Origin of the sequence: Ectopseudomonas oleovorans (genome assembly GCF_003052605.1) — a bacterium.
Lineage (GTDB): Bacteria > Pseudomonadota > Gammaproteobacteria > Pseudomonadales > Pseudomonadaceae > Aquipseudomonas > Aquipseudomonas oleovorans_A.
The window spans coordinates 1-24,381 of the sequence record NZ_QASO01000035.1; the positions used below are offsets into that span (position 1 = coordinate 1).

The following is a 24,381-nucleotide window of genomic DNA, read 5'->3' on the forward strand; positions in this document are numbered from 1 at the left end:
AGTTGCTTGCGGCATTTGACCTGCTCATGGCTGTCGACACCATGAACTTGAAAAACCTGCTTTGCCAAATCCACGCCTATGCGTTTAAGTTTCATGCGGGCTCCCCCTCCGGGATTGTTTGTTTCGTAACCTACAGTCTGGCGCAATGACGCCGTAGGAGGGAGGAGTCCATCTCATTGGGCTACGATGCTTGCGTCTTATTGCAGCTCGACGATGGTCTTGCCCGTCATCTCGGCCGGCTGTGGCAGGCCCATCAGCGTGAGCAGGGTCGGCGCCACATCGGCCAGCACGCCACCTTCACGGATACGCGCCGGGCGCTTGCCAACGTAGATGAACGGTACTGGCTCGCAGGTGTGGGCGGTGTGCGCCTGGCCGGTGCACTCGTCTTCCATCTGTTCGACGTTGCCATGGTCGGCAGTGATCAGCGCTTCGCCACCGACCTTCTCCAGCGCCTCGGTGATGCGGCCGACGCAGCGGTCGAGGGTTTCCACGGCCTTGACCGCCGCCTCGAACACGCCGGTATGGCCGACCATGTCGCCGTTGGCGTAGTTGACGATGATCACGTCATAACGCTGGTTCTCGATGGCATCGACGATCCTGTCGGTGACTTCCGGCGCGCTCATTTCCGGCTTGAGGTCGTAGGTGGCGACGTTCGGCGACGGAATCAGGATGCGTTCTTCGCCCTCGAACGGCTCTTCGCGACCGCCGGAGAAAAAGAAGGTGACGTGGGCGTATTTCTCGGTCTCGGCGATGCGCAGCTGGGTCTTGCCGTTCTTCGCCAGGTATTCGCCGAGCACGTTGGTCAGGGCTTCCGGAGCGAAGGCGCTGGGCGCCGGGATGCTCGCTGCGTACTGGGTGAGCATGACGAAACCGACCTGCGGTGCACGCTTGCGCTCGAATTCCTTGAAACCAGGCTCGACGAAGGCTCGGGTCAGTTCGCGGGCGCGGTCGGCGCGGAAGTTCATGAACACCACGGCGTCGCCATCTTCCACCTGCACCGGCGTGCCGATGGTGGTGGCCTTGACGAACTCGTCGCTCTCGCCACGGTCGTAGGCGGCTTGCAGGCCTTCAACGGCGCTGGCGGCGTTGAACTGGCCGGCGCCGTCGACGATCAGGTGGTAGGCCTGCTCGACGCGGTCCCAGCGGTTGTCGCGGTCCATGGCGAAATAGCGGCCGGTGAGACTGGCGATGCGGCCCTTGCCGAGGCGGGCGAATGTGGCATCGAGCAGCTCGATGGACGGTTGTGCGCTTTTCGGTGGGGTGTCGCGGCCGTCGAGGAAGGCATGCAGGTAGATCTTCTCGGCGCCGCGCTTGGCGGCCAGTTCGACCATGGCGACGATGTGATCCTGGTGGCTGTGTACGCCGCCATCGGAGAGCAGGCCGAGGATGTGCACGGCCTTGCCGGCGGCCACGGCCTTGTCCACGGCCTGGTTGATCGTGGCGTTGTCGAAGAACTCGCCGTCACGAATCGCCTTGGTCACGCGGGTGAAGTCCTGGTACACCACGCGACCGGCACCGAGGTTCATATGGCCGACTTCGGAGTTGCCCATCTGCCCGTCCGGCAGGCCGACGTCCATGCCGCTGCCTGAGATCAGGCAGTGCGGGTAGGTAGCACGCAGGCGGTCGTAGACCGGCGTGTTGGCAGCATGGATGGCGTTGTACTCGGGTTTGTCGCTGTGACCGAAGCCGTCGAGGATGATCAGAACCAAGGGTTTTGGCGTGGCACTCATTGAACTGGCTCGCTCTGCGTCTGAGGGGGCAAGGAAACAGCCCGGTATTTTAGGGCCAAGCGCCTGGCGCGTCACTGCCAGACGGGGTTTGGCCGACCTGTGGGGCTGTGTATACTGGCCGGCATTTTACCGTCCTGGGCCATATAGATGTTCGCCAACCTGATTGAATTCATCATTAATCACTATGTACTGAGCGGCATGTTCGCCGTTCTGCTGGTGTTGCTGATCGTCACCGAAATGCGCAAGGGTGGGCAGAGCCTGTCGAGCCGCGAGCTCACCGCGCTGGTCAATAGCGGCAAGGGCGTGGTGCTCGACGTGCGCGCGCAGAAGGACTTCTCCGCCGGGCATATCGTCGATTCGCTGCACATCCCTTACGACAAGGTGGTGGCACGTATCGCCGAGCTGGAAAAGCACAAGGCCAAGACCATCGTCGTCGTCGACGCCATGGGGCAGCATGCCGGCAGCGTCGCCCGCGAGCTGAAGAAAGCCGGTTTTACCGTCGCCAAGCTGTCCGGTGGCATCGCCACCTGGCGTGGCGACAACCTGCCGCTGGTGAAGTGACATGACCAGCGTGGTCGTGTACTCCAGCGACTGGTGTCCCTACTGCATGCGCGCCAAGCAGCTGCTGGCCAGTAAAGGGGTGGACTTCGAGGAAATTCGCGTCGACGGCCAGCCGGCCATTCGCGCGGAGATGACCCGCAAGGCTGGCCGCACCTCGGTGCCGCAAATCTGGATCGGCAGTACCCATGTGGGTGGCTGTGACGACCTCTACGCCCTGGAGCGCGCCGGCAAGCTCGACGCCCTGCTGCAGAGCCCCGCTTGAAACCTCAACGTTAAGGAAGGCAAACGCCATGACCGAGCAAGCCAACAGCGGCGCAGCCGCTGCCGATTCGCAGAATCCGCAATTCTCCCTGCAGCGCATCTACGTCAAGGACCTGTCCTTCGAAGCGCCGAAGAGCCCGGAAATCTTCCGTCAGGAGTGGACGCCGAGCGTCGGTCTGGATCTGAACACCCGCCAGAAGGCCCTGGAAGGCGACTTCCACGAAGTGGTGCTGACCCTGTCGGTGACGGTCAAGAACGGCGAAGAAGTCGCCTTCATCGCTGAAGTGCAGCAAGCGGGCATCTTCCTGATCAAGGGCCTGGACGCGGCCTCGATGAGCCACACCCTCGGTGCCTTCTGCCCGAACATCCTGTTCCCGTACGCCCGTGAAGCGCTGGACAGCCTGGTGATCCGCGGCTCGTTCCCAGCGCTGATGCTGTCTCCGGTGAACTTCGATGCGCTGTACGCCCAGGAGCTGCAGCGCATGCAGCAAGCCGGCGAAACCGCTGCGCAATAAGCGTCATATCGCTGGAAAAACGCCGCGACTCCCTCCGAGGGAGCGCGGCGTTTTGCTTTTTCAGGGGCGACATGAGCCGGTTTCTATAACCGGTGCTGCCCACGCTCTGCAGGGTTACCAGTGTTTGCAACGCCCACTTCATGCCGGGTGGCGCAGGCAGAGCATAAGAATGACCCATCAGGCGGCCCCCGGGTTTTGCCGAGCTCAACCCAGGCTACCTGCATGCGTTGTAGGAGCCCGCTTGCGGGCGATGGCGGCGACCTGATCGCCGGCAAGCCGGCTCCTACAGGTCGGGTTGCGGCGTTTATTCGGCATCGTGGGATGGTTGGGGCAGGGTACGCGCCTCACTCGGCGCCAGCGAAGCCGTTCTGCCGCCAGGCCTCGTAAACGGTGACGGCCACGGTATTGGACAGGTTCAGGCTGCGGCAGCCGGCGCGCATCGGCAGGCGCACGCGCCGTTCGGGCGGCAGGGCGTTGCGTATGTCTTCGGGCAGGCCGCGGCTTTCCGGGCCAAACAGGAAGGCATCACCGGGCTGGTAGGCGATTTCATGGAAGGGTTGCGAGCCCTTGGTGGTGAAGGCGAACAGGCGCGGCTGGCCGAGGCTGTCGAGGCAGCTCTGCAGGTCAGGATGGCGCTTGAGCGTGGCGTACTCGTGATAATCCAGCCCGGCACGACGCAGGCGTTTGTCGTCCAGCTCGAAGCCCAGTGGCTCGATCAGGTGCAGCTGGCAGCCGCTGTTGGCGCACAGCCTGATAATGTTGCCGGTATTGGGCGGAATTTCCGGTTGAAAGAGGATGATGTGGAACATGCAGCACTCCGAGCACTGGGACGAGCGCCATTCTACGCCGCCGGAAGATCCGCGGCCGCGTTTGCGCTGGCGTTTTATGGCGTCGGTGATGCTGATTGCCTTCCTCGTCGGCATGATGATTGGCCGGGTGTTCGATCCGCCGCGTTTGCGCATCGAGGAGGTCGAGGCCTGGGAGCAGGGGCTGCAGCTCTGGTTCAATCGTGAGCCACAGGCGCAGGCCGAGCATGTCGACGGCGCGCTGGTGTATCGCTACGAAGATGCCTATGGGCGCGTGCGTGATGGCCAGCTCAGGCTGCCGCTGGGCCTGGTGAACTGGCGCCTGGAGCGCGACGGGCGGGATCTGCTGCTGGTGCTGGTGTCGCCCCGCCCGCTACAGGGCGAGTGGCGCGGTGCGCAGGAGGATGGACGTTGGCGTGCGCGCCTGGCGCTACGTCCCAGATAAAGAAGGGGATTCCCCGGCCTGCCTGTACCAAGGTCCCCGAAACTGTGGCGCCGTGCTCGTCGAGCGAACCGCGGCGCGCTGTGTGACGCGCTGACGCGTCGAATAAAGAAGGGGATTCCCCGGCCTGCCTGTACCAAGGTCCCCAAAACCGGGATTGCCTTAGCCTATGCAGGGCGTGTGCCAATTTTATTACCGAAGCGGCAAGGGCCGACTTCGCTGGGTTCAGAGCCCTCGGGCGAGGGCTGCAGCGGCATTTGCAGCGCCTGGGTGCACCAGCGTGCAGCGCGATGCACCGAGGGTGCACCACGCTGTGTGCAGACGCCTGATGGCGATCAGCGCGGCAGCAGGTGCAGCGTGCCCTGGCTGTGCGCTTTCACATCCGCCTCGCTGAGGTGCTGCGGCTGATATTCACCAGCGACGTGGGCGGCGGCCTGATCGCCGTAGTGGGCGTCGAACGGCACGCCGCTCTGGCCAACGGGAATGCCGCCCAGGGCCTTTTCCGCGTCGGCCAGGTCGATCAGGCGTCGGGTCGAGGGACCGTAGACCACCGGCCAGGGCGCCGGGCCGATCTTGTGCGACAGGTTGTTCGGCGTTTCATGGCCACCAGGCGCAGCCAGCGGGCCGACGTTGAGCAGCCAGGCCAGTGGCTGCTGCTGGCCGAGCGGGTGGCTGTGGGTAAGGGTGTGGCCGCGGCCCCAGGCCCAGGCCTCTTCGCCGAACAGGCTGCGCAGGTGCTCCAGGCTGGCGCGCCAGGCCTCGGCGACGATCTGCGCGCGGCTTTCGCGTTGCTCACTGCCCTGGCGATTCCACCAGGGCGAAGCGGCGTTGGCCGTCAGGCGTGGCAGCGCGGTGTCGAGTACGCGGGTTTGCAGCAGGCTGTCGAAGAACGACTCGCCCAGCTCGTCGGCCATGGCTTCGTGGGCGAGCTGGTAGGTCAGCTGGTTGAACAGGGTAGCGGCCACGGAATCGAGTGCGTGGTCGCCGTTCCACTGGGCCAGTTGCTCCACCAGTGCGCGCTCCTGATCGTTCGCCGCCGCGCCGCGCAGTTCGTCGAGGATCGGTGCCAGCAGGCGCGGGCCGTAGCCGGTGCCGGGGTCGAGCTGCAGCGCCTGGCTGTTCTGCGTGTCCCATTTCACCGAGGCATCGCTCAGGCGCTGACCACGATCAGGCAGGTTGTAGTAACCGGGAATCTCGATACCGCTGGCCGGCACGGGCTGGTAGTTGGCCGAGAGGATGTAGCCGCGCTGCGGGTTCTCTTCCTGCGGGTTGGCGCTGAAGGGGTGATAGCCGAGCTTGTCCGCGTCGCCGCTGGCGCCGTCGAGGATGAAGGTCGGGTTGACGCCCTCGGGGCGCAGCGGCAGCTTGGCCGCCGCCCACCAGCCGATATCGCCGCGGGCGTTGGCCCAGACCACATTGAGGCCGGGGGCTTCGATCTTCTCGACGGCGGCGCGGGCCTTGCCCAGCTCGTCTGCGCGATTTAGCTGGTAGAAGGCATCGAGCATCGGATTGTCGGTTTCGAGAAAGGCCCACCACATGGCGATCGGCGTGCTGCCGCCGGCCTGGCCCAGGGCGTCGTTGATGATCGGCCCGTGCGGGGAACGACGCAGGGTGATCTGCACCGGCTCGGCGCCCTTGACCTGGATGGTTTCCGTGCGTTGCTGGAGGTCGACCCAGCTGCCCTGATACCAGACCTGGTTGGCGTTGTCCGGGTTGACCCGCTCGGCGATCAGGTCGAGGTCGTCGTTCTGGAACATGGTCAGGCTCCAGGCGAAGTCGCGGTTGTGGCCGAGCATGGCGCTGGGTATCAGCGCATGGTGGTAGCCGTACAGCTCGTAGCCGGGGGCCTGCAGGTGCGCTTCGTACCAGACCGCCGGCAGCGAGAAGCGAATGTGCGGGTCGCCGGCCAGCAATGGCTTGCCGCTGGCGGTGCGGCTGCCGGACACGGCCCAGGCGTTGCTGCCCTCGAACTGCGGCAGGCCGCTGCCTTGCAGGGCGTCGTTGCTGAGCTGGGCGAGGGCGGCAAGGTCCTGCCAGTCGCTGGCGGCCAGGGTGGTGCCTATCACGCCCTGCGGGTGCCATTCGAGGTCGAACAGCTCGAGGTAGTCCGCGCCCAGCTCGTCGCGGATGTGGGTCATCACCGGTTCGGTGCGCAGCGCCGCGGCGAAGCTGTAGGCCATGTAGCCGGCGACGCTGAGGGTGTCGGCAATGGTGAAGGGGCGTGGCTCGATGCCCAGCAGGTCGAACTCCAGGGGGCGTGGGCGACTGGCCTGGTACTGGTTGATGCCTTCGAGGTAGTGCTGCAGGGCCTGGGTGGACGGGCTGCCTGCGTCCAGGCGGGCAGCGTAGGCATCGGCATGGCGGCCGATTTCCAGGGTGCGGAACAGGCGGTCGGTGGGCACCAGCTTGTCGCCAAGCACCTCGGCCAGTTCGCCGCGTGCCAGGCGCCGCAGCAGTTCCATCTGGAACAGGCGATCCTGGGCATGCACGAAACCCAGGGCGCGGTGCATGTCCGCCTCGTTTTCGGCGCGAATATGCGGCACGCCGCGTTCGTCGTAGTCGACGCTGACCGGCGCCTGCAGGACGCCGAGCACCAGTTCGCCGTCGCGTTGCGGTTGCTTGTCGTGCAGGTACCAGGTCAGGCCGCCTGCGGCGGCGGCAATCACCAGCGCAAGGGCGGTCAGGGAAGGTTTCATCCAGCGATCCTTATTGTTGTAGAGCGGGCATGCGAGCATTTTGCTCAAGCTGCATGGGCATCGGCATTGACCATATGCCTCAAGGCTGAAAGTCTATGGTCAATTGTCCAGCGGAGCCGCCATGGCCGATCGCGCATTCGTTGCCCTGACCCATTCCTCGACCCTGCGCCGGCTGCTCTACGAAGCCCTGGCGGCGCTGGGGCTCGACCCGACCGATACCTACCGCCGCGCCTACGCCGGGGTGGCGCTGGCGGCGCCGCTGCTGGAGGCACGCGAGGAGCACGACAACGCGCCGCGCTTCTGGCGGGCGCTGGAAGGCATCAGCGGGGACGTCGATATCGGCCTGCACCTGGGCGAGATGATGCAGCCGCGGCCGATGGACGTGGTCGGCTACCTGCTGCTGGCGGCGCGCGACCTGCGTCAGGGCTTGCAGGCCTTCGTACGCTTCCAGCACATCCTCTCCGGTGGTTTTGCCGCGCGGCTGGAGGAGCAGGGCGACGAGGCGCGCCTGGTGATCGACCTCAACTACCGCGAAGTCGGCTCGTTGCGTCAGCAGATGGAATGCCTGGCCGTGCTGCTGAGCAAGATGCTGGCCGCGGCCGCTGGCGACGCCTTGCCCCTGTCGGGCGTCGAGTTTCGCCACCGGGCGCCGCGCAGGCTTGCCGAGCATCGCCGCCTGCTTGGCGTCGAGCCACGGTTCTCGCGCCCCCATGACGTGCTGATCCTGCCGCGTGCGCTGCTCTCGCGACCCTCGCGCAGTGCCAGCCCGCGCCTGTTCGAGGTGCTCAGCGAAGAAGCCGAGAAGCAGTTGGCAGGGTTGGTGGAGAACCAGTTGCTGGCGCGGGTGCGCTACTGGCTGGAGGTCAATCTAGGGGGTACGACCTGCAGCCTGGAGGCCTGTGCACTGGCGCTTGGCAGCAATCGCGGTGCCTTGCAACGTTCGCTGAGCGAGCAGGGCAGCAGTTTTCGCGCACTGCACGATGAGGTGCGGCGCCTACGTGCGCTGCGCCTGCTGGATCAAGGCCTGGGCGTACGCGAGGTGGCGCGCGCCTGCGGTTTCGCCGAGCTGTCGCCGTTCTACCGCGCCTTTCGACGCTGGCAGGGCGGGACGCCGCGCGGCCTGTATCGCGCCACGGAACGACTGGCGAGTGAAGAGCGTTCGTAGGGTGGGTTAGCGACGCTGGAGGTGGATCGACAAACGCCGCGGAGGTGGTGCGTCGCGTAACCCACCAGGCGGTGGCTCGTATTGCGCCGATGGTGGGTTACGCCGCGTCAAACAGAGCTAATCGACCGGTAAGCGCGACAGGCGGCTAACCCACCCTTGTTGCTCGGGTCTCGTCAGTTGCTGGTCGGTGCGGCCCAGTCGCAGAAGCAGCCCACCGCCAGGGTGTTGCTGGCGTCGACCCGGCGCCCCGCGGCCAGGGCTTCGAGAATCGGCTCGATAAAGCTGTTGCTCGAGTTGCAGGTCAGCCCTTCGCTGTAGGGGCCGAAATAGGCCAGCTGGCCCTGTTTGTCCCAGATCGCCACGGCCGGGCTGGCTGGCAGTTTGGCGCTGCCGGGCAGCTCGTCGATCGATTGCAGCGCGGCCAGTTCGGCGGGCAGGTGGCCCTTACTACCGGGCTTCTGTACGACATGAAATTGCACGCCTTGTGGCGTGTAGTGTTCGATCAGTTCGGCCAGGTGCTGCTGGTTGCCGACATTGCATGGGCAGGCCGGGTCCCAGAAATGCACCAGGCGGATCGCGCCGGGGCCGCTCAGTTCAGTGGGTAGCTGCAGTTCGGCGCCGGAGAACACCGCTGCGCGCTCGTCGAAGGTGCGCAGGTAGCGCGTTTCGAACCAGCGGTATGCCAGCGCCATACCGGCCAGCCAGGCCAGGGCGAGCAGGGCGATGAGCAGGTTCTTGCGGGGCAGGCGGAGCATGGGCGGGCCGGGCGTAAAAAGGGCGTGTAGCTTGCCACGATGCGCCGGGCAGCTGAATATCGCAGCATTCGAGGATATGTCGTCGGGATCGTCCGCGCGCATCCTGCATTTATGGAAAGCCCTATGTCAGAGCCGTTTCAGCCCGATCACTTGCGCCCTCTGCTGCGACCCTTGGCCGCAGCGCACCTGGATTTGCCGGCGCTGCAGGCGTATCGCAGCTTCTACGGTTTCGACCTGGCCGCGCGCTTTGCCGGGCTGGACAACCGTCTCGGCAGCTTCAATGCCGCCGGCTACCAGATCGCCGTGCAGCTGTGGGCGCCGGCCGAGCCGCAGGGCACCCTGCTGTTGCTGCACGGCTATTACGACCATATGGGCCTGTACCGACATGTGGTCGACTGGGCGCTGAGCATGAATTTTGCCGTGCTCGCCTGCGACCTGCCGGGACACGGCCTGTCCAGCGGTGCGCGTGCCAGCATCGGTGATTTCGCCGAGTATCAGCAGGTGCTGGCTGGCTTGTTCGAGCAGGCCAGCGAGCTGGGGCTGCCGCAGCCCTGGCATCTCTGTGGGCAGAGCACGGGTGGGGCGATTCTGCTGGATTATCTGCTCGCCGACGGCAAGCGCCCGGAGCTCGGGCAGAGCATTCTCCTGGCACCACTGGTGCGGCCGCGCGCCTGGGCCTGGTCGAAGCTCAGCTATCGGATGCTCAGTCCCTTCGTTCGGGAAATTCCGCGGCGCTTCAGCGAGAACTCCAGCGACGCCACCTTCATCGACTTCGTGCACAACCTCGATCCCCTGCAGCCGCGCAGCTTGCCGACTGCCTGGGTGGGGGCATTGGCCAAGTGGGTGCCGCATGTCGAAGCGGCCGGGCGCAGCACGCACAGCCCGCTGATCATTCAGGGCGAGGCGGACATGACGGTCGACTGGCGCTACAACCTCGAGGTGCTGCAGGACAAGTTCCATCAGCCGCAGATCCTGCGATTGACAGACGCCCGCCATCACCTGGCGAACGAGAACGAGACGTTGCGTAAGCACTATTTCGACTTTCTGCGCGAGCGATTGGCGTAGGTTCTGCCGGCACCAAGGAGCATCGTAGATGGGGAGAGCAACGCGAAACCCATCAGATGGCCCAATACCGATCAGATAAGGTTGCAAAAGCGGCCTTTCGCAGGAGCCCCGCCCCGGGGCGAAGCTTTCCAATTGCGCACCGCCCTGGTTCGCGGCGGGGCGCCGCTCCTACACATTCGCAGCGTCGATGCTTAACTGACGGGCATTAATCAAATGGCCTGGGTTTCGCTGCGCTCAACCCAGGCTACAGGCTGTTATATGCCCTGCGATGCCGGCTCCAGCTCGTTGCTGCTCATGCCTACTGCAAGGCCTGCGCGCAGCGCCTGCAGGGCGGCCTGGTAATAGGCTTTGCCCGCCTCCGACTGGGCGAATTCGACGAACTGCTCCAGCTCGGGGTCGCTCAGCTCGCGATAGACGTGCAGCAGGGTGTTGTCGAGATCCTGTTCGATCTGCGTCATCAGGCGCTCACGCTGGCCATTGAGCAGCCCTTGAGCCTGACTGCCGCCGAGCAGGCCGGGAATCATCTGGCTGAGGCTGTCGGCTGCCACGCCGGCCAGCGCCAGGCTGACTTCAGCCCCCGCTTCCTTGGCGGGAATGGCCTGGGCCAGGTGACGAATCAGTAGGCGGCGAGTGGCATCGGCATCGGTGCGTGGCAGGCCATTGGCGTATTTGGCCAATTGGTCGCTACGGGTGGCCAGCGTCTCGGCGGCAACGATCTTGCGGCCCAGCGCGGATTCGAAGAAGGCCAGCGCCGGCTGCGGGTCGGCCAGCTCCATGCGCAGGCTGTGCTGCGCGCGCTGGTCGATGGCGGCAGCAGCAAAGCGGCGATTGCTGTTATCCACCAGCGCCTGAAACACCGCCGGTGGCAGAGTGCTGCGGTAGCGCTGCTGAGCCGCGTCGAGCGCCTGGTTGAAATGTTCGCGCTGTTGCGGCCAGCCGGCGGCCTGATACAGGCGCAGGTGGTCGTCTGCCAGGGCCGGCAAGGTCAGGCCAATCAGCAACAGGGCAAACAGAACGCGCATCGAGAACTCCTTGGCAAACTTTCCTGGTCGGCCGCAGGTGTTGCGGCCGGTTATTTTCGGTGGCTGGTGGAGGCTTGTCGAGTCACGACATGCCACTGATACAATCGCCGCCATGACCGAATCCAGCCTGCACGACCTCTTTTCCGGCCTTATCGACGACCTTGCCAGCCAGGGCTGGTCGCAACGGGCGTTGTTCGCCCCAGAAGTTCTGACCCGCGAACTGGCCGTCGAGTGTCGCACGCGTGCACAGAATGGCGAACTCAATGCCGCCGGCGTTGGGCGCGGGGGCGCGCAGCAGGTGCGGGAAGGGATTCGCGGCGATCGCATCCAATGGCTGGAACCTGGCCAGAGCCAAGCCTGTGACCAGTATCTGCAATTGATGGACGGTTTGCGTCAGGCACTCAACCAGGCGCTCTATCTGGGGCTCGAAGACTACGAATGCCACTTCGCCTGCTATGCACCGGGGGCCTTCTACCAGCGGCATCTCGATCGTTTTCGCGATGACGACCGCCGCACGGTGTCGGCGGTGTTCTATCTGAATGAGGAGTGGCAGGCCGAGCACGGCGGGGCGTTGCGCCTGTATCTGGCCGATGGCCGGGAGCATGACGTACTGCCTCAGGCTGGAACACTGGCGCTGTTTCTGTCTTCCGAGATGCCTCACGAAGTGCTGCCGGCCACCCGCGAACGGCTGTCGTTGACCGGCTGGTTCAGGCGTCGGGGTGGCACGGTACTCTGAGGCCTGCGGGCTGTCTGGCGACAGTCATGGAGAGGGCGATGCAGAAGATATTGGTCAGCCGCTGCCTGCTCGGGCATCGGGTGCGTTATGACGGTGGTGCTCACGGTCCTTTCGATCAGCTTCAGCACTGGCTGGACGAAGGGCGGGTGGTGGCGCTGTGCCCGGAGGTGGCGGGTGGGTTGTCGACGCCGCGCCCGCCTGCTGAAATTCGCCATGGACAGGGTGGTGCAGTGTTGGATGGTCGGCTGCCAGTACTGACGATCGAGGGCGAGGATGTCACGGCTGCATTCGTCGACGGCGCCGAACAGGCACTGGCGCTGGTGCGCGAGCACGACATCCGCCTGGCACTGCTGAAGGCGCGCAGCCCTTCGTGCGGCAATCTGGAAAACTACGATGGCAGCTTCAGCGGTGTGCGTGTGCCGGGCGAGGGCGTGACCGCTGCCCTGCTGAAACGAGCTGGAGTGAAGGTGTTCAACGAAATGCAGTTGGACGAAGCGGCCGCCGAGTTGGCGCGGTTGGAGCGGGATTGAGGTAGCCCGGATGCAATCCGGGGCACGGTGGTGCGCGCGGCGCACCCTACGGAATGAGAAAGGGAGGCCCGAAGCCTAATGCTGATCAGATAAGTTCGTCACCACCCCCTCCTACTTGCAGTAGAGGGGGCGCTTTTCGTAGGAGCCAGCTTGCTGGCGATGCTTTTTATGGCGGATCGCCGGCAAGCCGGCTCCTACAAAGATCGAGTGCAACGGCTTAACTGACTGGCATTAGCCCGAAGCCTCCCTTTGTTCATTTCTGCATACCTTCGGGGCTCGCGAGCCAGAGCGAGACAAGGCGGGAGCGACCGAGGAGAGCGGAGTTTACGTCAGTAAATGAGCATCTCCGAGGTTGTTCCCAACGCCGTATCGCCGACGCGCAGCCGCTCCGGTTTAGAACAGGACGCGGCTGCGGATGGTGCCATTGACGTGCTGCAGCTTCTCCAGCGCCAGGTCGGAGTACTCGGCGTCTACGTCGATCACCACGTAGCCGACCTTGTCGTTGGTCTGCAGGAACTGACCGGAGATGTTGATGCCGTTGTCGGCGAACACCTTGTTGATGTCGCTCATCACGCCCGGAATGTTCTGGTGGATGTGCAGCAGGCGGTGCTTGCCTGGGTGTGCCGGCAGGGCCACTTCAGGGAAGTTGACCGAGGACACCGAGGTACCGTTGTCGCTGTACTTGACCAGCTTCTCGGCCACTTCCAGGCCGATGTTGGCCTGCGCTTCGGCGGTGGAGCCACCGATGTGCGGGGTCAGGATCACGCGATCCAGGCCACGCAGCGGGCTCTCGAACTCTTCGTCGTTGGACTTGGGTTCGACCGGGAACACGTCGATGGCCGCACCGATCAGGTGCTCGTCCTTGATCGCCTGGGCCAGGTGATCCAGCTCGACCACGGTACCGCGTGCGGCGTTGATCAGGATGCCGCCCTTCTTCATGGCGCGGATTTCCTTCTCGCCGATCATCCACTGGGTGGACGGCAGCTCCGGCACGTGCAGCGAGACGATATCGCACAGGCCCAGCAGCTCGTACAGGTCACCGATCTGCGTGGCGTTGCCCAGCGGCAGCTTGGTCACGGTGTCGTAGAAGAACACCTGCATGCCCAGCGCTTCGGCCAGTACCGAGAGCTGGGTGCCGATCGAGCCGTAGCCGATGATGCCCAGCTTCTTGCCGCGGATCTCGAAGGAGTTGGCCGCCGACTTGATCCAGCCACCGCGATGGCAGGAGGCGTTCTTCTCGGGGATGCCGCGCAGCAGCAGGATGGCTTCGGCCAGCACCAGCTCGGCCACCGAGCGGGTGTTGGAGTAGGGTGCGTTGAACACGGCAATACCGCGTTCGCGGGCAGCGTCCAGATCGACCTGGTTGGTGCCGATGCAGAAGCAGCCGACGGCGACCAGTTTTTTCGCGCAGTCGAAGACGTCAGCCGTCAGCTGGGTGCGCGAGCGGATGCCGATGAAGTGGGCATCGGCGATCTTCGCTTTCAGCTCATCGCCCGACAGAGCGGTTTTGAGGTACTCGATGTTGGTGTAACCGGCGGCCTTCAGCGTGTCTACGGCGTTCTGGTGCACGCCTTCGAGAAGAAGGAACTTGATCTTGCTCTTGTCCAGAGAGGTCTTGCTCATCGGAGTACCTGTGTCCCACGGGATGTTGTCAGGGAAGGGCTGAGAAACTCAGCCGGCGCCCGCAGATCGCTGCATGGCTCGATTCACGGGGTGCGTATGCTAGCATGTTCGCCTTTTTCAATGCTCGGTTGCGACCTGAATGGTTCTCAGGGCGACCATGAATCCTTTGAGAGTTCCGTAGATGACCACCCCTGCCCAGATCGAAGAGCTGAAGACCCTGGTTGAGCCCGGCAAGGTGCTGACCGACGCCGATTCCCTCGAGGCCTATGGCAAGGACTGGACCAAGCATTTCGCCCCGGCGCCCTCTGCAATCGTCTTCCCCAAGACTACCGAGCAGGTGCAGGCCATCGTGCGTTGGGCCAATGCGCACAAGGTCGCCCTGGTGCCGTCCGGTGGCCGAACCGGTTTGTCGGCGGCAGCGGTCGCGGCCAATGGCGAAGTGGTGGTGGCGTTCGACTACATGAACCAGATTCTCTCGTTCAACGAATACGACCGTGCGGCGGTGTGCCAGCCGGGCGTGGTGACCAAGCAGCTGCAGCTGTTCGCCGAAGAAAAAGGCCTGTATTACCCGGTGGATTTCGCCTCTTCGGGCTCCAGCCAGATTGGCGGCAATATCGGCACCAATGCCGGCGGTATCAAGGTGATTCGCTACGGCATGACCCGCAACTGGGTGGCCGGGCTGAAGGTCGTGACCGGCACCGGCGAACTGCTGGAGCTGAACAAGGACCTGATCAAGAACGCCACCGGTTACGACCTGCGCCAGCTGTTCATCGGTGCCGAAGGCACCTTGGGCTTCGTGGTCGAGGCGACCATGCGCCTGGATCGCGCGCCGAAGAACCTCACCGCGATGGTGCTCGGCACCGCTGATTTCGACTCGATCATGCCGGTGCTGCACGCTTTCCAGAGCAAGCTCGACCTGACCGCATTCGAGTTCTTCTCCGACAAGGCTCTGGCCAAGGTACTCGGCCGTGGTGACGTGCCGGCGCCGTTCGAAAGCGAATGCCCCTTCTATGCCCTGCTGGAGTTCGAAGCCAGTACCGAGGAAGTGGCCAACCAGGCGCTGGAAACCTTCGAGTACTGCGTCGAGCAGGGCTGGGTGGTCGACGGCGTGATGAGCCAGAGCGAGCAACAGCTGCAGAACCTGTGGAAGCTGCGCGAATACATCTCCGAGACTATCAGCCACTGGACACCGTACAAGAACGACATCTCGGTAACGGTCAGCCAGGTACCAGCCTTCCTCAAGGATATCGACGCTATCGTCGAAGCCAACTACCCGGATTTCGAGGTGGTGTGGTTCGGCCATATCGGTGACGGCAACCTGCACCTGAATATCCTCAAGCCCGAGAACCTGTCCAAGGACGAGTTCTTCGCCAAGTGCGCGGTGGTCAACAAGTGGGTGTTCGAGACCGTGCAGAAGTACAACGGCTCGATCAGTGCCGAGCACGGTGTGGGCATGACCAAGCGTGATTACCTGCACTACAGCCGTTCGCCAGCGGAAATTGCCTGCATGAAGGCGGTCAAGGCGGTGTTCGATCCCAACGGCATCATGAACCCCGGCAAGATCTTCGCGGTTTGATCTCGTAGGGTGCGCTGCGCGCACCCCATGATTAAACGCGTCTCGGTGCGCACGGCGCACCCTACTGATCAGGAGTCCCCGATGAGTTATCAGCACCAGTACGTCGATGGAACCACCGTCCACTTTCCCCTTGGCAAGGTCGTGTGTATCGGTCGCAATTACGCCGAGCACGCCAAGGAACTGAATAACCCGGTGCCCAGCGAACCCTTGCTGTTCATCAAGCCGGGTTCCTGTGTGGTGCCGCTCGATGGCGGTTTCGCCATTCCCGAAGACCGCGGCTCGGTGCATTACGAGGCGGAGATCGCCGTGCTGATCGGCAAGCCGCTGTCGAAGAAACCGGACGCTGAGGAAGTGCGTGATGCCATCAGCGGCTTCGCCCCGGCGCTGGATCTGACCCTGCGCGACGTGCAGGCCAAGCTCAAGGAGAAGGGCTATCCCTGGGAAATCGCCAAGAGTTTCGACGGCGCCTGCGTGCTGGCGCCCTTCGTGCCCGGCGATGCCATCGAGGACCTGGCCGATATCGGCATTCGCCTGGTGATCAACGGTGAAACCCGCCAGGACGGCAACAGCCGCGACATGCTCAACCCCATCATTAGCATGATCCAGCACATGGCTGGGCACTTCGCCCTGCAGCCGGGCGACGTGATTCTCACCGGCACGCCGGTCGGTGTTGGTGCGCTGAGCAAGGGCGATGAGCTGGTGCTGGAGTTGGTCGGTCACAGTAGTTTCACCAGTACCGTGCTATAAGCTCTGACCGCCGCCTTTTCAGGCGGCGGAACTCCTCCAGACATTGGATGTCGGATCGCCATCAAGCAGCCGAGCCGTCTCCGATGCCCTCTCGCCGTTCCCGCTTTTCTCGCCCCCGTTACTGGTTGTCCGGCATAGCCGTGCTGGCCGTGATCACGGTCGTAAAAACCCAGCATTTGGATGATCGCGCCCTGCTCTGGTGACAGGAGGGGCGTACGCCGTTGGTCGAGCGCCTGTCCAGCGTCTGGCTGCCTGGCTACCGTGCGGTCATTCAGGCCAAGGCGTTGTCGGGTCTGGAACAAGATGAAACCTCGGGGCTGACCTACAACCCGGTAACCGGCACCCTCTTCACCGTCACGGGCAAGAATCCCCTGCTGGTGGAACTCTCGCGTGAGGGTGAGGTGTTGCGGCGTATTCAGTTGAAGGGCTTCGCTGATCCGGAAGCGGTGGAGATGATGGACAACGGGCGCATGGCCATCGTCGATGAGCGTCGACGTCAGCTCACCACCTTTATCCTGCATGACGACGACCTGGAGCTGGATGCGGCCGATTTCCCCGGCTTCGACCTGGGCTTTGCCGAAGCGGGTAACAAGGGCTTCGAAGCCGTTGCCTGGGATGCACGCAGCAGCAGCCTGATGCTGGGCAAGGAGCGTAGCCCGATGGGCTTGTTCAGCCTGCCTTTTCCTGGCGAGGATGGTGCTGCTGGCGTGATGCAGCCTTTCAACTACGGCAATCTGGGAATGCGCGATATTTCCTCATTGAGCGTCGATGAGCGCACGGGCCACGTGCTGGTGCTCTCCGATGAGTCGCGCATGTTGCTGGAGATCGATCGCGCTGGTCAGCCGGTCAGCTTCCTCAGTCTCAATGCGGGTTTCAATGGTCTGGAGCAAGGCATCAAGCAGGCCGAGGGGGTGGCTATGGATGAAGAGGGCAACATCTATATCGTCGCCGAGCCCAACCTGTTCTATGTCTTCAGTAAACCGGTGCCGGATGCCGGATGAGCGCCCGTGACGGATTCAGTTTCGCTTAAGCGTCGATTCAGTCTGGCTTCAGCTAGCGGCACTAATCTGACCCCGTCACTTACGAACAACGAGGTTCACACCATGAAACGTACCGCTCTCGCTCTGATGGTTCTGCCGCTGCTCAGCACCGTTGCTTTCGCCACTGGCTACACCGGCCCGGGTGCCACCCCGCAGGTCACCACCGTAGCCGCTGCGCTGGAAGCTGCCGACGATACCCATGTCGTGCTGGAAGGCCAGATCGTCAAGCGCCTGCAGGACGAGCTCTATGAGTTCAAGGACGCCACTGGCACCATCCAGGTGGAAATCGACGACGAAGACTGGCCGGGCCAGAAAGTTTCTGAAACCGCCAAGGTGCGCCTGACCGGTGAAGTCGACAAGGACCTCAATAGTCATGAGATCGATGTCGATCGCGTTGAACTGATCAACTGATCGCGATTTCACCGCTGCCCGCCACGTCAAACCCGTGGCGGGCTTTTCTGTGGTAGTCAGAGAAATTCATCATGCGTCGTTTGCTCTCCATAAACCCCTGGCTCTATCTGCTGTTCTTCGTCTTGTTGCTTGGCGCCGTATTGGGCCAGCAGTATCGGCTGTTCGAGCGAGCCTGGTTCTCCGTGCAGGAGTGGCAGCATGGTGCGCAGTGGCGCGAGCAGTCACTGTGGCTAGGCGACTACCGCGTGGTGATCGAGGCCAAGCCCATTGCCGATATCAGCGATGTGTCGGCGCTGACCTACGATCCGGATCGGCGCAGCCTGTTCAGTGTCACCAATAAGCCGGCCAAGGTAATCGAGCTGAGCCTGCAGGGCGATCTCCTTCGCACCATCGATCTTGAAGGTTTTGGTGATCCCGAGGCCATCGAGTACGTGGCGCCCGGCACCTATGTGATCGCCGACGAGCGTGAGCAGCGTCTGGTCAAGGTACGCATAGACGACGCCACGCGAGTGATCGATGCCGCTGACTTCCAGCAGCTTTCCCTGGGGATCGGCCGCAACGGCAACAAGGGTTTCGAGGGTTTGGCCTACGATGCGAAGAATCAGCGTCTGCTGGTGGCCAAGGAGCGCGATCCGGTACGTATCTTCGAGGTGCTCGGCTTCCCTCATGTCGACGAGAGCAAGCCACTGGCGCTGCAGGTCAATACCGACCCAAAGCGCGATGCGCGGTTGTTCGTGCGCGACCTTTCCAGCCTGGACTTCGACGCCGCGACGGGCCACATGCTGGCGCTGTCGGACGAGTCGCGCCTGGTGATCGAGCTCAATGCCGAAGGCAAACCGATCAGTACATTGTCGCTGTTACGTGGCCAGCATGGCCTGCAGCGCAGCGTGCCGCAGGCCGAGGGGATAGCGACGGATGACGACGGCAACCTGTACCTGATCAGTGAGCCGAACCTGTTCTATTTGTTCAGGAAGCAGGGCGACTAACTCGTCTGGTCGTCGATCACCGCGCTCGGTGCATTTTTTTGCACCGACTCGATGCCGCTCTTGCAGCTGGCGGCGCTGGCATACATCTGACTTTGCCCGACCACCTGGCCGTTGGTGGCCATGAGCAGGAAGTAGTGTTTATCGTTGCTCGAGGTCTTGATCTCGAAGGCGCCCTCGCGTTGTGAGTTCTTCCTCACCGACTCGATGCCGTTAAGCGCCGAGTCCTTGGCCTTGTACATCTCGCTGCTGAGGATGGGCTGGCCATTGGTCGCCAGCAGGTTGAAGTGGAACTGACCGTCTTTGGCCTTCTTCAGCTCGAACTTTCCAGACATGTTCATTTCTCCCTGAGCGCTCGGCGGTATGCCGCAGCGATGCTCAGCAAGCGTAGTTCATCAATGCGAGTGGCTCTTGCCGACATGGGTATGGCCATCGTCCGGTAGCAGTTGCACACCGCCGCTGACGTTGAGCTGGCGCAGGATGCCGCAGTCTTCCGCCCCCTTGGGGTCGTTGCAACGGTCGCGCAACTCGGTGAGTTGATCACGTAGCGCCTGCAGGCTGTCGATGCGCGCCTGAACATGCTCGATATGTTCGTCTACCAGGCTGTTGATACCGGCGCAGCTCTCGTGGGGCAGGTCACGCAGAGCCAGCAGCCGCTGGATCTCTTCCAGGGTCATGTCCAGCGTCCGGCAATTGCGGATGAACACCAGACGTTCCAGGTGCTGGGCGCCGTACAGGCGGTAGTTGCCCTCGCTGCGTGCGGGCGCCGGCAGCAGACCTTCGCGTTCGTAGTAGCGTACGGTCTCTACCCGGCAGCCGGCCTTTTTCGCCAATTCTCCGATTTTCATGGGATCGCTCCGTAGGTGCTTGACCCTATAGTGACTACAGGGTGTGTACTCGGCAATAGATACCTGACGGAGATTTGCCATGAGCCGCTGCTGCGATCACTCGCACCAACAGCCACTTGCTCACCCTGAGCATGTCCACGATCACGCTGGACACAATCACGAGGCCGTGCCGCAGCCAGCGGACGCCGCGCTGACGGGCGCGTGCAATACCCGTATTCGCATCGAGCAGATGGATTGCCCCACGGAAGAGCGCCTGATTCGTGACGCGCTGGGTCGGCTACCGGGCGTGGCCGGTCTGCATTTCAATCTGCTGCAGCGCGTGCTCACCGTCAGTCATGACGAGGGAATGCTGGCGCAGGTGCTGCCGGCCATCCGCGCGCTGGGGTTCACCCCGCAGGTCGAAAATGATCGCACTGCGCAGCAGCCGGCTGCTGCACCGGCAAAAAAACCGTGGTGGCCGCTGGCGCTGGCTGGTGGGGTTGCAACTGCTTCGGAAATCGTGCATTTCGCCGGGCTCGGCCCCGACTGGCTGGTGGCACTGCTGGCCGTTGCCGCCATCCTGATGTGCGGGCTGAACACCTACAAGAAGGGCTGGATCGCCCTGAAGAACCGCAACCTCAATATCAATGCCCTGATGAGCATCGCCGTGACCGGCGCGGTGCTGATCGGTCAGTGGCCGGAAGCGGCGATGGTCATGGTGCTGTTCACCCTGGCCGAATTGATCGAGGCGCGTTCGCTGGATCGGGCGCGCAATGCGATTCGCGGGCTGATGGATCTGGCGCCGCCGCGCGCTACCGTGCAGCAGGCCGATGGCAGTTGGCAGGAGATCGACGTGCAGGCTGTCGGGCTGGGCGCGGTGGTGCGTGTGCGCCCCGGTGAGCGCATCAGTCTCGATGGCGAGGTGGTCGGCGGCAGCTCGACGGTCAATCAGGCGCCGATCACCGGGGAAAGCCTGCCGGTGGAAAAGCGTGTGGGCGACGCGGTGTTCGCTGGCACCATCAACGAGGCGGGCTCGCTGGAGTTCCGCGTAAGCGCGGCAGCACGTGACACCACCCTGGCACGCATCATCCATGCGGTGGAGGAGGCGCAGGGCTCGCGCGCGCCGACCCAGCGTTTCGTCGATCAGTTCTCGCGCATCTATACCCCGGTGGTGTTCGCATTCGCCCTGGCGGTGGCTGTGGTGCCTCCGCTGGTCATCGGTGGCGCCTGGCTCGACTGGGTCTACCGCGCCCTGGTCCTGCTGGTGGTGGCCTGCCCCTGTGCGCTGGTGATTTCCACCCCGGTGACCATCGTCAGTGGCCTGGCGGCGGCTGCGCGTAAGGGCATCCTGATCAAGGGTGGTGTGTATCTGGAGAACGGGCGGCATCTGGCCCTGCTGGCGCTGGACAAGACCGGCACGCTGACCCATGGCAAGCCGGTGCAGACCGACAGCCTCCACTTGCTGGAAGTGGATGAACCGCTGCACGCCACTTGGGCGGCGAGCCTGGCCGCGCGCTCGGATCACCCGGTTTCCCGGGCGTTGGCCCGGCACGCAGTGGAGCAGGGGCAGACCTTGCGTGAGGTCGAGGATTTTGCGGCGCTGCCGGGGCAGGGTATTCGAGGGCGGATCGATGGCAGGCTGCTTTATCTGGGCAACCATCGCCTGGTCGAAGATCTCGGGCTGTGCTCGGCGCAACTGGAGCAGCGCCTCGAGGCGCTGGAACGTCAGGGCAAGAGCGTGGTGGTGCTGTGCGACGAACAGCGCGCACTGATGCTCTTCGCTGTGGCCGACACGGTGCGCCAGAGCAGCCGCGAGGCGGTCGCCGAATTGCACGAACTGGGTGTGCGCACCTGCATGCTCAGTGGTGATAACGCCCATACCGCCGCAGCTATCGCTGAACAGGTCGGTGTCGATGAAGCGCGCGGTGATCTGCTGCCGGCGGGCAAGCTGGCCTGGGTCGAGGCGCGTCAGGCGCAAGGCAGGGTGGTCGGCATGGTCGGCGATGGCATCAACGATGCCCCGGCGCTGGCCAGGGCCGAAATCGGCTTCGCCATGGGCGCCGCCGGTACCGATACCGCTATCGAGACCGCTGACGTGGCATTGATGGACGACGATTTGCGCAAGATTCCGGCCTTCGTTCGTCTGTCGCGGCAGACCCACGCCATCCTGGTACAGAACATCGTCCTGGCCCTGGGCATCAAGGCGATCTTCCTGGCCCTGACCCTGGTGGGCGAGGCGACCATGTGGATGGCCGTGTTCGCCGATATGGGCGTGAGCCTGATGGTGGTGTTCAACGGCTTGCGCTTGTTGCGCAAGTGAACACCCGACCCGTAGCCCGTTTCCGGTGCGCATGGCGAATCGCAGCAGACTCGGATTGCACTCGGGCCACCGACTGCGCAAATCAGAGTGGGTGGAACAAAGGACTCTGTGGGAGGGGCTTCAGCCGCGACAATCGCCGCTGAAGCGCCTCCCACCGATTCAACGCTTGAGCGTTTTCACGCCTTCGGCGGTGCCGAGCAGCAGCAGGTCGGCCGGGCGGGCGGCGAACAGGCCGTTGGTGACCACGCCGACGATGGCGTTTATATCCGCCTCCAGCTTCACCGGGTCGGTGATCGACAGGTTGTGCACGTCGAGAATGACGTTGCCGTTGTCGGTCAGCACGCCTTCGCGGTACACCGGGTCGCCGCCCAGTTTCACCAGCTCGCGCGCCACATGACTGCGCGCCATCGGAATGACTTCCACCGGCAGCGGGAAGGCGCCCAGCACCGGTACCAGCTTGCTGGCGTCGGCGATGCAGATGAAGGTCTTGGCCACGGCGGCGACGATCTTCTCGCGGGTCAGTGCGGCGCCGCCGCCCTTGATCAGGTGCAGGCGTTCGTCGCTCTCGTCGGCGCCGTCGACGTAGAACTCCAGCTCGGCGGTGCTGTTGAGGTCGTAGACCGGTATGCCATGGCCCTTCAGGCGTGCTGCGGTGGCTTCGGAGCTGGCGACGGCGCCATCGAAGTCCATCTTGTGCTTGGCCAGTGCGTCGATGAAGAAGTTGGCGGTGGAGCCGGTGCCGACGCCAACGATGCTCTTGCTGTCGAGGCGCGGGAGAATGTGGTCGACGGCGGCCTGGGCCACGGCCTGTTTCAGCTGATCCTGGTTCATCGCGGGGAAATGCCTGGGAAGGTGGGGGAAGTAGGCGCGAATTATAGCCGCAAGTGCTGTGCTGACGGAGCAGAACCCACGCGTTTCGTATGGTCGTCCGGCGCGGCGCTGGGGTAGACTCGGCAGTCCTCTCAAAGCCCGAACGCCTGCGAAATCACCATGCTCGAACAGTACGTGAAGAAGATCCTCACCTCGCGCGTTTATGACGTCGCGGTGGAAACCCCGCTGCAACCCGCCCGCCAGCTTAGTGAGCGGCTGGGCAGCCAGATTCTGCTCAAGCGCGAGGATCTGCAGCCGGTGTACTCGTTCAAGATTCGCGGCGCCTACAACAAGCTGGCGCAACTGTCCCCTGAAGAGCTGGCACGCGGGGTGGTCACCGCCTCGGCCGGCAATCACGCCCAGGGCCTGGCCCTGGCCGCCAAGCACCTGGGGGTGAAGGCGACCATCGTCATGCCGCGTACCACGCCGGAGCTGAAGGTGCAGGGCGTGCGTTCGCGCGGCGGCAAGGTGGTGCTGCACGGCGACGCCTTTCCCGAGGCGCTGGCGCATTCGCTGAAGCTGGTGGAGGAGAAGGGCTACACCTATATCCACCCCTACGACGACCCGCTGGTGATCGCCGGGCAGGGCACCGTGGCCATGGAAGTGCTGCGCCAGCATCAGGGCCATATCGACGCCATCTTCGTGCCGGTCGGCGGCGGCGGCCTGATCGCCGGCATCGCCGCCTATGTGAAATACCTGCGCCCGGAAATCAAGGTGATCGGCGTCGAGCCGGACGACTCCAACTGCCTGCAGCAGGCGATGGCGGCGGGCGAGCGCGTGGTGCTACCGATGGTCGGGCTGTTCGCCGACGGCGTGGCAGTGGCGCAGATCGGCCAGCACACCTTCGATATCTGCAAGCATCACGTCGATGAAGTGATCACCGTCAGCACCGATGAAATCTGTGCGGCAATCAAGGACATCTACGACGATACCCGCTCGATCACCGAGCCGGCCGGCGCGCTGGCCGTGGCCGGGATCAAGAAATACGTCGAGCGCCAGGGCGCCAGTGGCGAAGTGCTGGTGGGTATCGACTCCGGCGCCAACGTCAATTTCGACCGCCTGCGCCATGTGGCCGAGCGCGCCGAGCTGGGTGAGAAGCGCGAGGCGATCATCGCCGTGACCATCCCTGAGCAGCCGGGCAGTTTCAAGGCCTTCTGCGAGGCGGTTGGCAAGCGCCAGATCACCGAGTTCAACTACCGCTATCACACTGATCGCGAAGCGCACATCTTCGTCGGTGTGCAGACCCATCCGGAGAATGACCCGCGCCAGGCGTTGGTCGAGGGCCTGCGTGCGCAGGGCTTCCCGGTGCTGGACCTGACCGATAACGAACTGGCCAAATTGCATATCCGCCATATGGTCGGTGGTCATGCCGCTGGTGTCGGTAACGAGATGGTGCTGCGCTTCGAATTCCCCGAGCGGCCGGGCGCACTGTTCAACTTCCTGCAGAAACTGGGCGGGCGCTGGAACATCTCGATGTTCCACTACCGCAACCACGGCGCAGCCGATGGCCGCGTACTGGCGGCGCTGCAGGTGCCGGACGACGAACGCCATCTGGTGCCGGCGGCGCTGGATGCCATCGGTTATCCCTACTGGGATGAAAGCGACAATCCGGCTTATCGCCTGTTTCTGGGTTGAAAGCTGCCTTCGAGCCGTAGGGCGGGTGTAACCCGCCGCCGCGTTCTGGCGGGTTGCACCCGCCC

Annotated in this window: 24 protein-coding genes and 1 pseudogene; 15 read left to right on the forward strand and 10 right to left on the reverse strand. The window is 63.8% G+C overall.

Going from position 1 to position 24,381, the window contains the following annotated elements; all coding sequences use genetic code 11:
- Both DBO86_RS26480 and gpmI read right to left on the reverse strand, forming a co-directional pair.
- On the reverse strand, positions 1-95 hold a 95-nt coding region (locus DBO86_RS26480), incomplete at its 3' end, for a hypothetical protein (protein WP_244185501.1).
- 102 nt (positions 96-197) lie between these two features.
- The gene (gene gpmI / locus DBO86_RS05990) at positions 198-1,730 is read right to left on the reverse strand and encodes a 2,3-bisphosphoglycerate-independent phosphoglycerate mutase (RefSeq protein WP_074858558.1); all 1,533 of its coding nucleotides are present in this window, start codon (positions 1,728-1,730) and stop codon (positions 198-200) included.
- 147 nt (positions 1,731-1,877) lie between these two features.
- Here gpmI and DBO86_RS05995 point away from each other — a divergent pair, with 147 nt between their 5' ends.
- Genes DBO86_RS05995 through secB form a run of 3 tightly spaced genes read left to right on the forward strand, consistent with a single transcriptional unit; the run spans position 1,878 to position 3,067 of the window.
- On the forward strand, positions 1,878-2,291 hold the full coding sequence (locus tag DBO86_RS05995; RefSeq protein WP_003464147.1) for a rhodanese-like domain-containing protein: 414 nt from the start codon (positions 1,878-1,880) through the stop codon (positions 2,289-2,291).
- 1 nt (position 2,292) lies between these two features.
- On the forward strand, positions 2,293-2,553 hold the full coding sequence (gene grxC, locus DBO86_RS06000) for a glutaredoxin 3 (RefSeq protein WP_003464145.1): 261 nt from the start codon (positions 2,293-2,295) through the stop codon (positions 2,551-2,553).
- Positions 2,554-2,581: 28 nt separating this feature from the next.
- Positions 2,582-3,067, forward strand: coding sequence for a protein-export chaperone SecB (secB, locus tag DBO86_RS06005; protein ID WP_003464143.1), 486 nt, complete (start codon positions 2,582-2,584; stop codon positions 3,065-3,067).
- Positions 3,068-3,411: 344 nt separating this feature from the next.
- Here the strand turns inward: secB and trmL are convergent, their stop codons facing one another.
- Positions 3,412-3,876 carry a tRNA (uridine(34)/cytosine(34)/5-carboxymethylaminomethyluridine(34)-2'-O)-methyltransferase TrmL gene (trmL, locus tag DBO86_RS06010; RefSeq protein ID WP_108233214.1) on the reverse strand — a complete coding sequence of 155 codons (465 nt, stop codon included), beginning with the start codon at positions 3,874-3,876 and terminating at the stop codon, positions 3,412-3,414.
- Here trmL and DBO86_RS06015 point away from each other — a divergent pair.
- On the forward strand, positions 3,875-4,318 hold the full coding sequence (locus tag DBO86_RS06015) for a hypothetical protein (protein WP_108233215.1): 444 nt from the start codon (positions 3,875-3,877) through the stop codon (positions 4,316-4,318). The two genes, trmL and DBO86_RS06015, sit on opposite strands and share 2 nt — an antisense overlap.
- Positions 4,319-4,650: 332 nt before the next feature.
- Here the strand turns inward: DBO86_RS06015 and DBO86_RS06020 are convergent, their stop codons facing one another.
- Positions 4,651-7,011, reverse strand: coding sequence for a penicillin acylase family protein (locus DBO86_RS06020; protein ID WP_167399104.1), 2,361 nt, complete (start codon positions 7,009-7,011; stop codon positions 4,651-4,653).
- A gap of 121 nt (positions 7,012-7,132) precedes the next feature.
- Here DBO86_RS06020 and DBO86_RS06025 point away from each other — a divergent pair, with 121 nt between their 5' ends.
- Positions 7,133-8,176 (forward strand): AraC family transcriptional regulator, encoded by a 1,044-nt coding sequence (locus DBO86_RS06025; RefSeq protein ID WP_108233217.1) that lies wholly within the window; start codon positions 7,133-7,135, stop codon positions 8,174-8,176.
- A 173-nt stretch (positions 8,177-8,349) separates the two neighbouring features.
- On the opposite strand, the gene DBO86_RS06030 is transcribed toward DBO86_RS06025, so the two are convergent.
- Positions 8,350-8,931, reverse strand: a complete 582-nt coding sequence (locus DBO86_RS06030; RefSeq protein WP_084341616.1) for a DUF6436 domain-containing protein — start codon at positions 8,929-8,931, stop codon at positions 8,350-8,352.
- 123 nt (positions 8,932-9,054) lie between these two features.
- Here DBO86_RS06030 and bipL point away from each other — a divergent pair, with 123 nt between their 5' ends.
- Entirely contained in the window at positions 9,055-9,996 is a 942-nt protein-coding gene (bipL, locus tag DBO86_RS06035) for a phospholipase BipL (RefSeq protein ID WP_039965308.1), read from the forward strand.
- A gap of 254 nt (positions 9,997-10,250) precedes the next feature.
- On the opposite strand, the gene DBO86_RS06045 is transcribed toward bipL, so the two are convergent.
- Entirely contained in the window at positions 10,251-11,018 is a 768-nt protein-coding gene (locus tag DBO86_RS06045) for a hypothetical protein (RefSeq protein WP_108233218.1), read from the reverse strand.
- A gap of 112 nt (positions 11,019-11,130) precedes the next feature.
- Here DBO86_RS06045 and DBO86_RS06050 point away from each other — a divergent pair, with 112 nt between their 5' ends.
- Both DBO86_RS06050 and DBO86_RS06055 read left to right on the forward strand, forming a co-directional pair.
- Positions 11,131-11,754, forward strand: a complete 624-nt coding sequence (locus tag DBO86_RS06050; RefSeq protein WP_108233219.1) for a 2OG-Fe(II) oxygenase — start codon at positions 11,131-11,133, stop codon at positions 11,752-11,754.
- 38 nt (positions 11,755-11,792) lie between these two features.
- Positions 11,793-12,284 carry a 2-thiouracil desulfurase family protein gene (locus tag DBO86_RS06055; protein WP_108233220.1) on the forward strand — a complete coding sequence of 164 codons (492 nt, stop codon included), beginning with the start codon at positions 11,793-11,795 and terminating at the stop codon, positions 12,282-12,284.
- 393 nt (positions 12,285-12,677) lie between these two features.
- Here the strand turns inward: DBO86_RS06055 and serA are convergent, their stop codons facing one another.
- Positions 12,678-13,907 (reverse strand): phosphoglycerate dehydrogenase, encoded by a 1,230-nt coding sequence (gene serA / locus DBO86_RS06060; protein WP_003464121.1) that lies wholly within the window; start codon positions 13,905-13,907, stop codon positions 12,678-12,680.
- 181 nt (positions 13,908-14,088) lie between these two features.
- Here serA and DBO86_RS06065 point away from each other — a divergent pair, with 181 nt between their 5' ends.
- The 5 genes and pseudogenes from DBO86_RS06065 to DBO86_RS06085 all read left to right on the forward strand — a co-directional run bounded on the left by DBO86_RS06065 (position 14,089) and on the right by DBO86_RS06085 (position 18,667).
- The gene (locus DBO86_RS06065) at positions 14,089-15,483 is read left to right on the forward strand and encodes an FAD-binding oxidoreductase (RefSeq protein ID WP_108233221.1); all 1,395 of its coding nucleotides are present in this window, start codon (positions 14,089-14,091) and stop codon (positions 15,481-15,483) included.
- Positions 15,484-15,564: 81 nt separating this feature from the next.
- On the forward strand, positions 15,565-16,230 hold the full coding sequence (locus DBO86_RS06070; protein ID WP_108233222.1) for a fumarylacetoacetate hydrolase family protein: 666 nt from the start codon (positions 15,565-15,567) through the stop codon (positions 16,228-16,230).
- Between the two features lie 47 nt (positions 16,231-16,277).
- Positions 16,278-17,231, forward strand: a pseudogene (locus DBO86_RS06075) (SdiA-regulated domain-containing protein).
- 102 nt (positions 17,232-17,333) lie between these two features.
- Positions 17,334-17,681, forward strand: coding sequence for a NirD/YgiW/YdeI family stress tolerance protein (locus DBO86_RS06080; RefSeq protein WP_108233223.1), 348 nt, complete (start codon positions 17,334-17,336; stop codon positions 17,679-17,681).
- A 71-nt stretch (positions 17,682-17,752) separates the two neighbouring features.
- On the forward strand, positions 17,753-18,667 hold the full coding sequence (locus tag DBO86_RS06085; RefSeq protein WP_108233224.1) for an SdiA-regulated domain-containing protein: 915 nt from the start codon (positions 17,753-17,755) through the stop codon (positions 18,665-18,667).
- Here DBO86_RS06085 and DBO86_RS06090 read toward each other — a convergent pair.
- Positions 18,664-18,999 carry a YegP family protein gene (locus DBO86_RS06090; protein WP_003464108.1) on the reverse strand — a complete coding sequence of 112 codons (336 nt, stop codon included), beginning with the start codon at positions 18,997-18,999 and terminating at the stop codon, positions 18,664-18,666. The two genes, DBO86_RS06085 and DBO86_RS06090, sit on opposite strands and share 4 nt — an antisense overlap.
- A 60-nt stretch (positions 19,000-19,059) precedes the next feature.
- Positions 19,060-19,512 carry a Cd(II)/Pb(II)-responsive transcriptional regulator gene (cadR, locus tag DBO86_RS06095; RefSeq protein WP_003464107.1) on the reverse strand — a complete coding sequence of 151 codons (453 nt, stop codon included), beginning with the start codon at positions 19,510-19,512 and terminating at the stop codon, positions 19,060-19,062.
- 79 nt (positions 19,513-19,591) lie between these two features.
- On the opposite strand from cadR, the gene DBO86_RS06100 reads away from it, so the two are divergent.
- Positions 19,592-21,811, forward strand: a complete 2,220-nt coding sequence (locus tag DBO86_RS06100; RefSeq protein WP_108233225.1) for a heavy metal translocating P-type ATPase — start codon at positions 19,592-19,594, stop codon at positions 21,809-21,811.
- A 159-nt stretch (positions 21,812-21,970) separates the two neighbouring features.
- Here DBO86_RS06100 and rpiA read toward each other — a convergent pair whose 3' ends face one another.
- Entirely contained in the window at positions 21,971-22,642 is a 672-nt protein-coding gene (gene rpiA / locus DBO86_RS06105; RefSeq protein WP_017675919.1) for a ribose-5-phosphate isomerase RpiA, read from the reverse strand.
- 159 nt (positions 22,643-22,801) lie between these two features.
- Here rpiA and ilvA point away from each other — a divergent pair, with 159 nt between their 5' ends.
- Positions 22,802-24,316: a threonine ammonia-lyase, biosynthetic gene (ilvA, locus tag DBO86_RS06110; protein ID WP_108233226.1), complete on the forward strand. Its 1,515-nt coding sequence runs from the start codon at positions 22,802-22,804 to the stop codon at positions 24,314-24,316.
- Positions 24,317-24,381 lie beyond the last annotated feature (65 nt).